Genomic DNA, 14,140 nt, shown 5'->3' with positions numbered 1-14,140 from the left:
TTGCATAGCAATTGACGAAGCAATCTCAGGATATTTGACGAGATTGCCACGCAGCCTACGGCTACTCGCAATGACGTTTCATTTCTTCCATCTATTGTGAAACCAAAACCATTGAGCAGGCTTTTGCTTAACCCATTCTCCTAGCATTTGATTAATATTAAGCATAATATTATAGCAATCGGCTTTATTATCGCCGGTTTGCTCAAACTTTAATTGCGGGTGAACTATTACTTTAAAATAACTGCCTTTAGTTCTAATGATTTGGCAAGGTATAATTGGATATTTATACTGCAAAGCAATTTTAGCGATGGCGCTTGCAGTCATAGCAGGATGCCCTAAAAAAGGCACTTCAATTCCATCGTTCATTTTTTGATCAACAAGCATAACAATAGATTCACTCTCCTTGATAGCCCTGACTAAAGCTCTGCTACCTTCAGGACCTTTCGGTATAAGTCTTAATTTATCACCGGCACGACTTTCATTAACCAACTTGTTAACATACGGGTTATTTGCTTTACGATAAATTACGGCAACTTTCGGATAAAATTTATGAAGAATCTTAATACTAATATCCCAATTGGCAAAGTGACCGCCAAATAATAAAAAAGGTTGTCCTTCAAGTTTTTTAATATTTTCTATGCCGATCATTGCGATTCTACGCTCTAACTCGGCTTCATCCATCTTGCTAACATATGTAAATTCACCGATAAACCTACCAAAATTATCCCAAGTTTGATCTATGATTGTTTCAACATCACACATATCGCCGAATACTACTTTAATATTTCGTCTAGCAATTTTATTAACAGCAAATAATGTACCGACTTTTCTTGCTATAAAACTACAAATATCCGCCGCTTTATCTACACCGAATATTCCTATTACTTTCAGGAATATAACAACGATAAAATACTCAATTAAATATCTAAGCTTTTTTAAAAATTTTTTCATTTAATAAATCAGGATGGTTTATAGATAATTCTACATCTAGACAGACAATATTATTATTTAAATCATTAAACTTAACATGATCTTTTCTTGTAGTAACTAAGGTAGCATTATGCTCTTTAGCTAATGAATATAAATTTTCTAAATCTGCTTGTAAATAATTATAATGATCAGGAAAAATTTTGTAACCGGTTATATTTAATCCGTAATTTTTTAAAGTCGCAAAGAAACGCTCAGGATTACCGATACCGCTAAAAGCAAAATAATTTTTAGTTTTATCTATATTATTTGAAGGAACTATTTGAGCATTTATTAACTTATTGACATAAGGAGTTAAAATATTTGGTATTTTATCTTGGTGGCTACTGACTAAAAAAATTAAATCAGCTGCATCAAGGGCTTTATTTGGATATTGTCTTAAAGGACCAGCAGGAATTAGAAAACCGTTGCCGAAAAGCCTTTGGCTATCTACTGAGACTATAGTAAAGTCTTTATGAAAATAAGGATTTTGTAGGAAATCATCAACTATTATTATATCAGGCTTAAGCTCGTTAAGTAACGGCACAATCTCTTTAATATTTTTAGTAGCAATAACTGCTCCGTACTTTGCAAGTATTACCCCCTCATCTCCTACCTCTAATGCTGTATGTCCTTGATGTATGGTAGTTGCACTTTTAAGGTTACTACCATAAGCCTTAGTTACTATTACAAAACTTACATTTCTAGCTTTTAGTAATTTGGCTAGATACATTACTATCTGCGTCTTACCCGTACCTCCTACGCTACAATTACCGACACAAATAACTTTAGCAGGCAACATAATAGGACGTGCTAAACTAGCTCGTAAATAGCCTAAAAATTGATATATCACGCTTATAGGCAAAAGCAAATAAGCTATAATATTTCGCTTCTGCCAAAATTCAGGATATAAAAGTTTGATCATAGTTTAACATTTATGGTAGTTAAAAATAAAGTCAAACGGATTGATTGCTTTATTATCTAATAGAATTTCAAAATGCAAATGTTCACCCGTTGCATTACCAGTGCTTCCTTGTATACCGATAAATTGACCACGCTTAATTTTATTTCCTCCCTTGACTGACATTTCTTTTAAATGAGCATATTTCGTAACAAATTTGCGTCCATGTTTAATCTCAACAAAATTCCCGTAATCAGGTGCTCTAGCGGCTTTTATAACAATTCCGCTTGCTGCTACATATATATCGGTGCTGCTTTTTTAGCTTGTAAATCAATACCGCTATGGAAACATTTCTTTTTTCTTTTCTTTTTATGAGGACTTGTCCTAGTTCCGTAATGGCTAGTAATTTTCGGCTCATATTCCGGCATCATAAGTGGTATTGTACTAATTATTTTATCAAGCTTGGTTAATTCTGAGATATTATTCCTATGAGTTTGTTTTTTTGCAAAATAGCTAGCTTCCGGTTTAGAGAGAAGCTTATATTTTGAATGTAGTCTCGTTACCACTGCCTTTATATTAGCTATTTTTATTTCAGCTGCTTTATTAAATTCTGCCAGGTTTTTATTATGTAATTTGTGTAAAAAAATCTTATTTTGTTTAGGGTTATTAATTATTAGACCTAAGTTTTTTGCATATATACATTTGCTATTTTTGTTTGTTCAATCATACTGTACTACTAAATCCGCATGGCTGATTTTATATTTTTGTTTTAATTGAGATGAAGTAGTAGCAAGTAACGTAGTATCACTAGATTTTTTAATACTGCTACAACCTTGAACAAGAAAAACTATAAACAGTAAAAAGATATATTTTTTAAAAGACATTAAAGATAAATGTATGTAAATTTCAAATTAAGAGTGCCACTTAAATATTCTGTTAATTTCTCTAATTCTCCTCTAATATTTGGAGGGTTAATTAACATTAACCCACACTTTACCATATTTTTATCACTATTTAAAAGCTCATATTCAATAATCATAGTTTCTTTAAATCCGATATTTTTGTAATTATGGTAAACATCACGGACTAAAGATAAATCTTTTATAGGATACCAAATTAAGACAGTATTATTAAGAACTCTTAGCTTAATTTTTTTAAGTGCTTCAAGTAATTTTTGAAACTCATTTTTTACTTCAAAAGGCGGATCAAGAAAAATTAATCCTCTATTCTCTTTAAATGGTAGCAAAGCTTTGATAGCATTATAAGCATCTATATTATGCGTATCATTTGGTAATAATTTTTTTAAACTTAAATAATCGCTTGGATGAAAGTTCGCAGGCAATTAAGCGATCATTTGGTCTTAATAATTGCTTAATTATAAAAGGTGAACCTGGGTAGTGACTTTTGCCTGCTATATTTATTATATTTAAAAAAGTTTGTAAGAGCTGAGGAATAGGATCGGTAGCTTGCAGTAATTTATTAATTCCCGTATCGCTTTCTAGAGTTTTAGAAGCCACCTCCGAGTTTAAATCGTAAAGACCTAGCCCAGTAAAAGCATCTAAAACCGCAAAAGGTTTTTCTTTTTTCTTGAGCTGTTCTAAAATACTAATTAGGACTAAATGTTTGACTATATCGGCAAAATTGCCTGCATGATAAATATGACGATAGTTCATTTTAAATTAATCATAAATTTCACTTCTATGACCAACTCGCACGCATGGCTCTATGTCATTCCCGCGAAAGCGGGAATGACATAGAGCATATACTTTATAAACCATATTTCTTTTTTAAGAATTCCGTTGCTTCTGCTGAAGTAAGTAATTTATCACTTTTATTATTGCTTCTTGCTAAAGCAGTTTCTACATCTTCTCTATCTTCTTTTAGTGCACGTAAATTAATTTTCTTCTCGTATTAGTAGATTTAGGCATCTCATCTAATTTAGCTACAGTAATTTATATATTATATCATAGTATAATTTTACTGTGCAATCTTTCGTAAAAGCAGTGTAGATTAATACTATAGCCTTTAATTAGACATTCTTTAAGTAAGTTAGTAGCCCATTTTCTGAAAGCAATCCCTCTCTTAGCATTTACCCTATATCCTACTGATATTATCATATCTAAATTATAGTATTCTACTTGGTATGTTTTACCATCAGCGGCAGTATGTGCAAAATTTGCACATACTATATTGTCTAGTTTTCTTTCTTCTAGAATTTTATTAATATGTTTTGTAATAACTGTTCTATCTTTCTTTGTCAAAAAGTTTAGCATTGCCTAGAAAAAGTTGTTTTATAGTGTAGTTTAGCTTTCCGATGTCATTCCCGCTTTCGTGGAAATGACATCGAGTTTTTTATTTACTATCATTTAGTTAGCAATGCCTTGCTTTAAACATTTTTTATAAGCGTAAGCCATTCTTCTTCATCAATAATTTTAATATTAAGCTCTTTAGCTTTTTTAAGTTTACTGCCTGCATCAACGCCGGCTACAACTAAATCCGTGTTCGATGATACGCCAACTGCAACTTTAGCCCCAAGCTTTTCAGCCGTTGCTTTAGCTTCTGCTCTAGATATCGTCGCTAAACTACCGGTAAATACGACTATCTTGTCCGTTAAACTACTCTGTTCTCTAGTCTCTTTATAATCTTCAATATTTAATATTTCACCAAGTTTTTTGATAAGCTCAATATTTTCTTTAACATCAAAAAAATCAATAATATCTACTAAAATCTTATCACCGATTCCTTCTAAATTGTTTAGTTTTTGATAAATATCAGGCTCATTTGTTCTAAGCAATTCCATTTGAGCTATAAAATTATTATAGCTGCCAAATTCTCTAGCAAGCAATTTAGCATTTTGTTCACCGATATGCCTTATGCCTAATGCATATATAAATCTTGGTAAACTAACGTTTTTTGATTTTTCTATATTTTTAAAAAGATTTTCTACTGATTTTTTACCCCATCCATCCATATTGTCAAGTTTTGCTAAGCTAGAGTCATTTTTTTCTTTTAAAAAGAAAATATCTAAAGGATTACTAATCAATCCCTTATCTATTAAAAACTCAACTTGCTTACGCCCAAGCCCCTCAATATCCATAGCATTTTTCGATACAAAATGACGGATACGCTCATAATTCTGAGCAGGGCAGTTAAGGCCATTATCACAGCGTATAATAATATCTTCAGGCGTATAATACAATTTAGAATTGCATGACAGACAAAATAAAGGAGTATCAAACGTTTCTGTATCATTAGGACGTTTATCAAAATCAACTCCCATGATTTTAGGAATAACGTCACCAGCACGTTGCAGGAATACATAATCCTTAATCCGCAAATCTTTTCGTGCAATTTCTTGGAAATTATGTAATGTTGCTCTGCTAACAGTTACCCCGCCTATTTCTATGGGTTCAAGTTCGGCTACCGGCGTTAACGTACCAGTTCTACCGACCTGTACAGTAATAGAAAGTAACTTTGTTTGTCCTATTATTGCAGGAAATTTATGAGCGGTAGCAAAGCGTGGACTTCGTGCAATAAAGCCCATTCTATTTTGCAGTGCAAAATCATTTAGCTTATATACTACTCCATCAATTTCATAAGGTAAATTTTCTCTATTTGTTTTGAGATATTCGTAAAAGGCAAAAATTTCTTCTTCAGAACTCGCAAGTTTAGATATTGCATTAATATTAAAGCCGCATTCTTTTAATTTTGTAAGTAATTGATCTTGTGAAGAAGCGAGATTCTGTTCAGTTATCCCTCCTGAATATACAAAATATTTGAGCGGTCTTTTAGCCGTAATAGAAGAATCAAGCTGACGAAGTGATCCGGCAGCAGCATTACGAGGATTGGCAAATTTATCCTTGCCCTGCTCTTCTTGTTCTTTATTTAGATTTAAAAAATCTTGTTTTTCAATATAAATTTCCCCTCGTACTTCTAAAAACTCCGGAACATTATCTATTGTATGAGGAAAATTTTTGATTGTTTTAACATTTGCTGTTATATCTTCACCAACATATCCGTCACCTCTTGTAGCTCCCGTTGTAAGCACCCCGTGTTTATAAACAGCAGAAAAAGACACACCGTCTATTTTAGGTTCACAAAAGATAGGAGCAAACTCATTAAGGCGTAAGAAAATTTTTATACGGTCTACAAAATCTCTCACATCTTGCTCATCAAAAGCATTACTGAGAGATAGCATGGGCACTTGATGCGTAACTTTAGCAAATTTATTTGCTATTTTAGCCCCTACTTTTTTGCTAGGACTATTTTCTAAAATTAAATGAGGAAATTTTTGTTCTAACTTGAGATTGGTATTAAATAGCTGATCATACTCGCTATCAGAAACTAAAGGATTATCTTCTATATAATAAGCATGGTTATACGCTGCAATTTTATCAGCGAGTTCTTCTAGTAATTTTTGTGCTTCCTCTTCAGATATTAAATCAATATTTTGCATTAGTAGTTCATACTTTTATTTTAATGTACAATCAAATCCAATTCCTAAAATTTTTATTTTCTTCAAAATCGCTAATTGCTCGTTTTAGTCTTTCAGCATTTTTAGGACTTTTTAACAAGTATAGTTTCCTCCACAGCATTATGATCTTCAAGCGACATAATAACCACTGGTTTTTGTCTAGTTACAATCACTGAAGTGTGATCTGCACAAACTTTTTTCATAACATAACACACTTAAGTACGTTTACATGTAATAAGGCATGTTTTATAACTGGTCACTTTAAGAATCAAAATCAAAATCTTTACCTAGTTTAATATATGCTCTAATACGGCTCATGAGATTTTGGAAATATGTTAAATTATGCCATGTCATTAGCATAGAGCCAAGTATTTCACCGATTCTAACTAAATGATGTAGATAAGCTTTACTATAGTTTCTACAAGCAGGACATAGGCAATCATGTTCTAGCGGCTTGTTATCATCGGCATATTTGCTATTGCGGATATTTACCGTACCGTATTTCGTAAAAGCCTGACCGTTGCGACCTGAGCGTGTCGGGATTACGCAGTCAAACATATCTATACCCCTGCTAACCGCACCTATAATATCAACAGGCTTACCGACTCCCATTAAATAACGCGGCTTATTTTGCGGCAAAAACTCAGGAGCATAATCAAGTACTTTAAACATAAGCTCCTGCCCCTCACCTACTGCAAGTCCACCTATAGCATAGCCCTCAAAATCAAGTTCTACTAGATCCTTAGCCGATTGCTCACGTAATTCTTCGTAAACGCTACCTTGAATAATACCGAATTGTGCATAGCCTTCCCGCTTAACAAAAGCATTACGTGATCTATTCGCCCATCTAGTCGTAAGCTGCATAGAAGTTTTAGCTTCTTCAAAGGTTGCAGGGTAAGGCGTACATTCATCAAAAGCCATAGTGATTGTGCTACCGAGCCGATATTGTATTTCGGTAGAACGCTCAGGAGTTAACATATATTTATTGCCGTTAATATGAGAGCTGAAACTTACTCCCTCTTCGGTTATCTTGCATAACTTCGATAGCGACATTACCTGAAAACCGCCAGAATCGGTTAATATCGGCTTATCCCAATTCATGAATTTATGTAAGCCACCAAGCTGTACTATACGTTCGGCAGTCGGCTGAAGCATTAAGTGGTAAGTATTGCCAAGCAATATATCCGCCCCCGTTTCTGCTACCGATTCAGGTAGCATTGCCTTAACCGTTCCTCTAGTTCCAACTGGCATAAAAGCAGGTGTACGCATCTCACCGTGTGCGGTTACGATAATACCGCTTCTAGCTTTTTTATGCTGATGATGAATATTAAAAGAAAATTTTGACACTGATAATCACTTATTTTTAAAAGTAATATCTTAGCATACTATAGTTTATCCTGGAATATAAACATTAAGATTAAAAGCAGTTGTTTTATGCTGTAATTTAGCCTTCTGATGTCATTCCCGCGTAATGATAATCTTTTCAACTCTAAATAATTATAGTCATTGACTTATTTTAATTACTTTATAGATTACTTTTCTTAAAAATGATAATTAAACTCTGTCATTCATAATTTAATTTATAAGAGTTAAAATATGGAAAATAAAGAAGCAGAAACTTTAACCTTTGAGTGAATAATAGATGAAGAGGAGGAAAAGCGTTTAAAAGCTCACAATGCAAGGAAAGAGCTTAAGTTAATATTAATAACATTTGCTATTATTCTCACTAGTTTTTTAACTTTTTGTTATTTCTTTTTTAACTATATAGAAGAAAAAGCAGCAGGGTATAAATTACAGCAAGAACAAGAAGCAAAAATAAATAATAACACAAAATGAAATTGTTTAAATACAATGTAACCAAAAACTATTAATCTATTTAAAGTTAAAAAATTATTTGTTATTACAATTTTTACACTTTTGCTTTAATTGTAATCAACTATTATTAATATAAATAAAATAACTTTTATGGAAGATATAAAATCTTGGAAAGAAAAGTTTGAAATTTGTGTTTACGCTAAAAAGCTAGTTGATAAACTCGAATATTTAAACACTAAAGTAAAAAATCCTGTTGATATAGAGGAAGTTAAAACAGGTATCTACTACACTCGTAAATATCATGGTTCACAAATGCGTCAGTCAGGTGATCCGTATTATTCGCACCCGATCGAAGTAGCGATTATGCTTGCAAAGTTTGTAGCAGACGAAGCACCTAAGCTTTTTACTTATAATATGATAAATGCTGCTCTACTTCCACTATACTATTGAGGATACAGAACTTACTGAAAAGCTGATCATCGAAATTTTTGGTAAAGAAATAGCAAAACATGTAGAAGGTTTAACTAGCATTAAACCTCACAGACAAATCAGTGTCGAGGAAAGCTTAAACCTATTTTAATTAAGCAAAAAAGATAGGATACCGCACTTATAAAATTATTTTCGTATTCATAATGTACAAATATTAGCAGCTAAATCACCTGAAAAAGCGAAGCAGATCATTGTGGAAACATTTAAGAAGTTTCTAGTTGTTGCTATACATTTAGAGTGTTATGAAATTGAAGAAAAGTTTAATGAAATTTGCTATAGGTTTTTATACAAAGATAAATTTTCTCAACAAAAATAAATATCATTATTCACTATGAATAACCTGTTTCTTTTTCCAACTTTTGAAAATGATTTAGACCAAACATACAAATTATAAGTAATGGAACCATCACAACAAACAAACCATATTGACCCCAATATTTTGTTAAATATATAATTCCAAACGAAGTAATTATACACATTAAGACTCTAGAAACAGCATATATCATACTACTGTAAAGCGTTGAAAAACCGGAGCCTAAAAAAGATTGAAACAGCAGGAACAGTATCAAATGAACATATTATCAAACCTATTTGAATTAACAGAAGCTGGAAAGGTGTAGTTGTACTTTTTAAAAGGTATGGTGCAAATAGAATAAATATAAGAGTAAAGCTAATTTTACTCTAAGAATTTTTAAAGGATATATTTTATAACTTAGAAAACATATTAAAGACATACTAGCTAGGTAGAACATTGAAATAACAAAATTATGATGAATAACCTGAGCTGCACTATATCCAAATGCATTCTTTAAAACTTCACCACAAGTAATATAAGTATAGTAGAAAATATGGGCCAAGCACAACCATTATGAAAAAATATATAGTTGTCTTCTTATTAGGTTTTTGGTAAAAAATCTCATCGTTTTTTAATTCTTTTTTGTCGATATTTGCTTTTTCATATTTTTGTAAAAGTCTAGCACTTGCATCTACAAAATCAGGCGTTTCTCTAAGATGAGCTTTAGCGTAACCTCTCACAACTGCAATAATTGCATCTATCCAAACGGCAAGACGCCAATTAAATCCTTGAGTAGTAACTAAAGATACTATAGCTAAAGCTACAGTTGTCCCAATTACTGATGCTACGGCGATAAAAGAAACTACGGGATATTGTATAGGTGGTTTTGTAATTTCAGTTAAATAAAGTTCTGCTACTACTATTTCACCTACAGAAGCTATACCTTGAATTGCACGGCAAATTGTGATTAATACAGCAGCAAAATAACCTACTTGCTCATAATAAGTAGGAGCATTTGCCATAATTATACAGGACAAAGACATTAAGGTAGATAATAATAGTAGATTTTCGCCCTAATTTATATATCACCTATTCGACCAAAAACATATGCTCCTAGTGGTCTAAATATAAAGGTAGAACAAAAGGTAAAGGCAGAGAGAAGAGCAGCTGCACACTCGCATCATATTTAGGAAAGAACAATTCATTTATACTGCTAAATGGACGTACAACATTAAATCAAAATACTCAAGCAAAGTAGCTGTAGATAAAATTCCCGTGGCTGCTTTTTGCTCGTTTGTTAAACTTCTCTGTTCTTTTTCATAGCCTAGCATAAATTCTTTACAAAAAATTAAATTGTAAAGAAATTTATACTGTTTTATATAAAAGTCAATAGAAAATTTCAACTTTACACGATAAATAAGAAAAGGAAGCGCAACTTAATATATGCTGTGAATTGATAGAAAACAGTTATAATATATTGCGATGTTTTTTATAGTTGTAATTATATAGATTTAACTGTATTCCCCAGCAAATAGTAATGTTAAAAGCAAGAAACAAGCTAACAATTAGTACTTTAAATTTACTTTATTTTATTAGCATGGATAGATATGTGATAAATAAACTAATTGAAAGAAAAAATAAATAATGTACAGTAATAATGGTTCATGTTTAGATTGAACAGCAAAAAATACTATACTATCATTGGTAGTTATAATTAAATATATTCAAAATATGCTTTTTCAATCACTAAATTTATACTCTATCTTAGTTGCAGGTCTTACAGCTACTTTTATCGTGTTTATGCGTCAATTATCTTATTACAAACAACAAATTATTAATAAGGATTTAAAAATAATACCTGCATATTTTGATAAAAAAATGTTATATAAAATTCTTAATAATAACTGCGATAGATATTCTGCTCTTGAAATGATTAAATCATATTTTAAGTTGAAAACCGCAAGATCGTTATCATATGAAGAACTTGAAAATGATAAGCAATTAAGCGAATTATTTAGAGATTCTTTAAACTATTTTATTGATGATTTTATATCAAAATCCGATAAATCAGTTACAGTAAATAAAGTGTTTAGTATACAAGATGAACATAACAATATAAATCATATGCGTTTTTAGAGAAAAATAAAATATCGGACAAAACACATCAAATGCTTATATATGTCAAAGTGCATTATATAATGACCAAAGACGACGAAGAAAGCTTAAACACTTTCATACACTTGGCTAAGATAATGTAGATTGCCCAAAAACAAAATTAGACACTCAAATAACAAATTTAAGAGTGAGCTTAACGAAGTCGTATAAGCGAATCTTACCAAATTCGGTATCAAGAGCTTAATATTGAAACTATATTTTTAAGTAAGACAGAGTTATTTAAAGCTCGGTTTAGAGTTACCTAAACCGAGAGATAAATTACTACTTACCTAAAAGTGGATATGTAACATTTTTTAAGAATTTTCTTTTAATATAAGTACATACTAAAAATGTCAGTACGGTACTTGGAACATAGCGAATTATCGTAGGTAAATATCTTATTAAGGTCTTAGTTGAGACTAAGTCAGTAAACGACGTACTGATGCTCTCTACTAACTCTCTACTTTTTGATCTTAAACAATCTAAAGTACGATATCTATTTTTGTATTTTAAATAACATCTAACAGCTTCAATAACCATAGAAGATATAATAGGAATTATTCCGCTTTGCATAAGAAAATAAAATTCCAGACTATCCGAACAATAACAATAATTAGCAATAATTATTAAAACTAAACCTAGAATATTAAAAAAATAGACAAATGGTTTGCCATAAGATTTCTCTTCTTGCTTAATGCTACTTTTTAATAATTAATATATTAGAGATTTTAACATGGAATTACTTATTTCATAAGAATAGCGAGCAATACACCTGCACCAAAAGCGTAAGCGAGATTCCGCAAAGGGTGGTCACGTGTCAACTCACATAAATCCGCTACATTAGCTTTACCTTTATCCATTCCTTTATCTTTATAATGTTCCATAACGGGATGATAAATTACCTAACTGCTCATCTAGAATATCTCTGGATTACCTTTTAAATTACGTAATCTTGACACTAAGCTTTCAATATCTTTCTTGATACCTTCGACATCTGCTTTAGCAGAGTTTGAATTTGATTCTTTCATAATTTACTCCCTTATTAGTTTACATTTTGTTAAGCAAATTATTTTGTCTACAAAACTTATACGATGCTCCTCTTATAAGAACTTTACAATAGCTTAAACAATAAAAAAACCGAATCTAAACTAGATTCGGCTAAATTTAATGATTTTTTATTTCGTATTACTTCTACTTACTACCGAATGAAGAAACAATTTTATTAATTAATGACTCAATATTAATTGCTGATTGAGTATATTTTATCTCTTCATTAGCCGCTAAATTTTCATCGTCATTACCCGGTACAATTGAAATATATTTACCTCCAAGTAACCCGCTGGTGACTACTTGGGCTTTAGAATCTTTAGGTATTTTAACATCATCATTAATATTTAGATATACACTTGCATCAAAACTATTTGGATCTAAAGTAATTTGCTTTACACTACCGATTTTTATACCTGAAATCATTACGTCGCTTCCAACTGCTATCCCTTCCACACTTTGGAAATGAGCAGTTACCTGATATCCTTTTGAGCTAGTTATAGAACTACCTGTTTTGTAGGCAAAAATCAAAAATAGCAAAGCAATAATTAATACTACAAAGCCTATAATTGTTTCAATAATGTTCTGTTGCATTGTTGTTTATATTTTATTAATTAATTACGGTTGCCATCTATTATATTTAAGATTTGATGTTTTAGGCAGCTTTTTAACTATTTTATTATTCTTTTGCCATGGAAAAAGCTGAATATTTTTTGGTATCTCATTTACTAAATGATGTAACCAAGCGTGCCAACTTGGCGGAATTTTTGTAGGTTCATTTACATTTTTATAAATAACAAACCTCCTTGGACGCCCTAAATAATTAATATTACGGCTTTCATAATATTGATTCAAAAGCTCATCTTCTCCTACTTTTTTGTGAAAAAAAGTAATAAAACACTTATCTATCCACGACATTTTAAAATTTCTATAGCAGTTTCTCTTCCTTGCACTGCAAGTTTATCGGCAACAATATTACCGCTATTATTTGCATGACCTTTTACCCATTTCCAAATAATAGTATGTTTACTCAATTCTGCGTATAATTTTTGCCATAAATCGGCATTTTTAACGGGTTCATTGTTGCTTTTACACCAATTATTTTTTATCCAATTATGAATCCAAGCGGTAATTCCTTGTTGCAAATATTTACTATCGGTATAAATCTCAATATTACAAGATTTTTTTAAAATCCTCAAGGCTTCAAGTGCTGCCGTAATTTCCATACGATTATTAGTCGTATCTAACTCATACCCAAATACTTCTTTGCTAGTATCATGAAATTGAAGCAAAGCTCCCCACCCTCCGGGACCTGGATTACCTGCACATGCACCATCAGTATATATCACTACTTTTGAATCCATAATATGCATTAACTAGGTTTAGAAGAATTACGAAACTTATCTAACATTATAACATTTGGACTTGAAGATGATGAAGTCTGATCACTTTTATTATTACTTATTGCCTCTTCATGTTGAGAATTTTCATGTATATTTAACGACTGATTAAAAGTGAGACTGTAATTATTATTGGAATCAACAAAGCTAATAAGTGCATCAAAAGGTACGTAAATTATTTCTTTAACACCGTCAAAACTTACCGTTAAAGAAAAGCCCGTACCATTTACTATTAAATTTTCAAACTGATATTGCAGTACTATTGTTATCTGTTTCGGATATGCCTGTTTAACTTTTGAAGGTAAAATTACTGCAGGGTTATCGGTTCTGTACGATATGTATATTAACTGATCCCAATATAAATTTTCATGCTGAATTTTTGTTAGAATTTTTTTCACAAATTCTAGCATATATTCATGCACAAATTTTTTATATTCAATATTCATACGAGAACAATAAATAAAAATAAGTCAACGAAATTTAATTTGAACAGTTTAAGTCATTGCAAGGAAAAACTGTAAGTTTTGACGAAACAATCTCAGGAGTCCTACTTTATGAGATTGCCACATTCTCTACGTTCGCCTGCAATGACAAGATCA

Annotated in this window: 16 protein-coding genes and 3 pseudogenes; 4 read left to right on the top strand and 15 right to left on the bottom strand. The window is 31.3% G+C overall.

Annotated elements, in window-relative coordinates; all coding sequences use genetic code 11:
* Positions 1-78 precede the first annotated feature (78 nt).
* From ABVF33_RS00915 to rlmJ, 4 genes and pseudogenes are all read right to left on the bottom strand, one after another.
* Positions 79-951, bottom strand: a complete 873-nt coding sequence (locus ABVF33_RS00915) for a lipid A biosynthesis lauroyl acyltransferase (RefSeq protein ID WP_499705899.1) — start codon at positions 949-951, stop codon at positions 79-81.
* A complete protein-coding gene (gene lpxK / locus ABVF33_RS00910; protein WP_004997591.1) occupies positions 926-1,891 on the bottom strand; it encodes a tetraacyldisaccharide 4'-kinase in 966 nt (321 codons plus the stop codon). The genes ABVF33_RS00915 and lpxK overlap by 26 nt, the downstream gene beginning before the upstream one ends.
* 3 nt (positions 1,892-1,894) lie before the next feature.
* Positions 1,895-2,751, bottom strand: a pseudogene (locus ABVF33_RS00905) (M23 family metallopeptidase).
* Positions 2,751-3,540: pseudogene (rlmJ, locus tag ABVF33_RS00900) on the bottom strand (23S rRNA (adenine(2030)-N(6))-methyltransferase RlmJ). The pseudogenes ABVF33_RS00905 and rlmJ overlap by 1 nt, the downstream one beginning before the upstream one ends.
* Before the next feature lie 44 nt (positions 3,541-3,584).
* On the opposite strand from rlmJ, the gene ABVF33_RS00895 reads away from it, so the two are divergent.
* Positions 3,585-3,782, top strand: coding sequence for a hypothetical protein (locus ABVF33_RS00895; protein ID WP_499705898.1), 198 nt, complete (start codon positions 3,585-3,587; stop codon positions 3,780-3,782).
* A gap of 49 nt (positions 3,783-3,831) precedes the next feature.
* Here ABVF33_RS00895 and rhuM read toward each other — a convergent pair whose 3' ends face one another.
* The 3 genes from rhuM to tgt all read right to left on the bottom strand — a co-directional run bounded on the left by rhuM (position 3,832) and on the right by tgt (position 7,688).
* The gene (rhuM, locus tag ABVF33_RS00890; protein ID WP_499705897.1) at positions 3,832-4,128 is read right to left on the bottom strand and encodes a RhuM family protein; all 297 of its coding nucleotides are present in this window, start codon (positions 4,126-4,128) and stop codon (positions 3,832-3,834) included.
* 125 nt (positions 4,129-4,253) lie between these two features.
* Entirely contained in the window at positions 4,254-6,323 is a 2,070-nt protein-coding gene (gene ligA, locus ABVF33_RS00885) for an NAD-dependent DNA ligase LigA (protein ID WP_499705896.1), read from the bottom strand.
* Positions 6,324-6,602: 279 nt separating this feature from the next.
* Complete coding sequence (gene tgt, locus ABVF33_RS00880) at positions 6,603-7,688, bottom strand: tRNA guanosine(34) transglycosylase Tgt (RefSeq protein WP_499705895.1); 1,086 nt, start codon at positions 7,686-7,688, stop codon at positions 6,603-6,605.
* A gap of 288 nt (positions 7,689-7,976) precedes the next feature.
* Here tgt and ABVF33_RS00875 point away from each other — a divergent pair, with 288 nt between their 5' ends.
* Both ABVF33_RS00875 and ABVF33_RS00870 read left to right on the top strand, forming a co-directional pair.
* Positions 7,977-8,177: an RP671a family tick cell line-upregulated protein gene (locus tag ABVF33_RS00875; RefSeq protein WP_233417769.1), complete on the top strand. Its 201-nt coding sequence runs from the start codon at positions 7,977-7,979 to the stop codon at positions 8,175-8,177.
* Between the two features lie 129 nt (positions 8,178-8,306).
* A complete protein-coding gene (locus ABVF33_RS00870) occupies positions 8,307-8,606 on the top strand; it encodes a bifunctional (p)ppGpp synthetase/guanosine-3',5'-bis(diphosphate) 3'-pyrophosphohydrolase (RefSeq protein WP_499705894.1) in 300 nt (99 codons plus the stop codon).
* Positions 8,607-9,461: 855 nt separating this feature from the next.
* Here ABVF33_RS00870 and ABVF33_RS00865 read toward each other — a convergent pair.
* Together ABVF33_RS00865 and ABVF33_RS00860 are read right to left on the bottom strand one after the other, a co-directional pair.
* The gene (locus ABVF33_RS00865; RefSeq protein ID WP_499705893.1) at positions 9,462-9,983 is read right to left on the bottom strand and encodes an MFS transporter; all 522 of its coding nucleotides are present in this window, start codon (positions 9,981-9,983) and stop codon (positions 9,462-9,464) included.
* Between the two features lie 162 nt (positions 9,984-10,145).
* Positions 10,146-10,271, bottom strand: coding sequence for a proline/betaine transporter (locus tag ABVF33_RS00860; protein ID WP_499705892.1), 126 nt, complete (start codon positions 10,269-10,271; stop codon positions 10,146-10,148).
* Positions 10,272-10,641: 370 nt separating this feature from the next.
* On the opposite strand from ABVF33_RS00860, the pseudogene ABVF33_RS00855 reads away from it, so the two are divergent.
* Positions 10,642-11,198 (top strand): annotated as a pseudogene (locus ABVF33_RS00855) (hypothetical protein).
* Positions 11,199-11,376: 178 nt separating this feature from the next.
* Here the strand turns inward: ABVF33_RS00855 and ABVF33_RS00850 are convergent.
* From ABVF33_RS00850 to ABVF33_RS00825, 6 genes are all read right to left on the bottom strand, one after another.
* On the bottom strand, positions 11,377-11,790 hold the full coding sequence (locus tag ABVF33_RS00850; protein ID WP_499706121.1) for a hypothetical protein: 414 nt from the start codon (positions 11,788-11,790) through the stop codon (positions 11,377-11,379).
* 47 nt (positions 11,791-11,837) lie between these two features.
* Positions 11,838-11,978: a hypothetical protein gene (locus tag ABVF33_RS00845; RefSeq protein WP_012719977.1), complete on the bottom strand. Its 141-nt coding sequence runs from the start codon at positions 11,976-11,978 to the stop codon at positions 11,838-11,840.
* Between the two features lie 307 nt (positions 11,979-12,285).
* The gene (mlaD, locus tag ABVF33_RS00840) at positions 12,286-12,735 is read right to left on the bottom strand and encodes an outer membrane lipid asymmetry maintenance protein MlaD (RefSeq protein WP_499705891.1); all 450 of its coding nucleotides are present in this window, start codon (positions 12,733-12,735) and stop codon (positions 12,286-12,288) included.
* Positions 12,736-12,759: 24 nt separating this feature from the next.
* A complete protein-coding gene (locus ABVF33_RS00835) occupies positions 12,760-13,059 on the bottom strand; it encodes an NADH-ubiquinone oxidoreductase subunit NDUFA12 family protein (RefSeq protein ID WP_499705890.1) in 300 nt (99 codons plus the stop codon).
* Positions 13,047-13,514: a ribonuclease HI gene (rnhA, locus tag ABVF33_RS00830; RefSeq protein WP_499705889.1), complete on the bottom strand. Its 468-nt coding sequence runs from the start codon at positions 13,512-13,514 to the stop codon at positions 13,047-13,049. The genes ABVF33_RS00835 and rnhA overlap by 13 nt, the downstream gene beginning before the upstream one ends.
* The gene (locus tag ABVF33_RS00825; protein ID WP_499705888.1) at positions 13,514-13,987 is read right to left on the bottom strand and encodes a ClpXP protease specificity-enhancing factor SspB; all 474 of its coding nucleotides are present in this window, start codon (positions 13,985-13,987) and stop codon (positions 13,514-13,516) included. The genes rnhA and ABVF33_RS00825 overlap by 1 nt, the downstream gene beginning before the upstream one ends.
* Positions 13,988-14,140 lie beyond the last annotated feature (153 nt).

It is taken from the genome of Candidatus Rickettsia barbarica, assembly GCF_041477405.1.
Lineage (GTDB): Bacteria > Pseudomonadota > Alphaproteobacteria > Rickettsiales > Rickettsiaceae > Rickettsia > Rickettsia rickettsii.
Note: the sequence above shows the minus strand (reverse complement) of the source record. Positions and strands in the feature narration are given on the sequence as shown.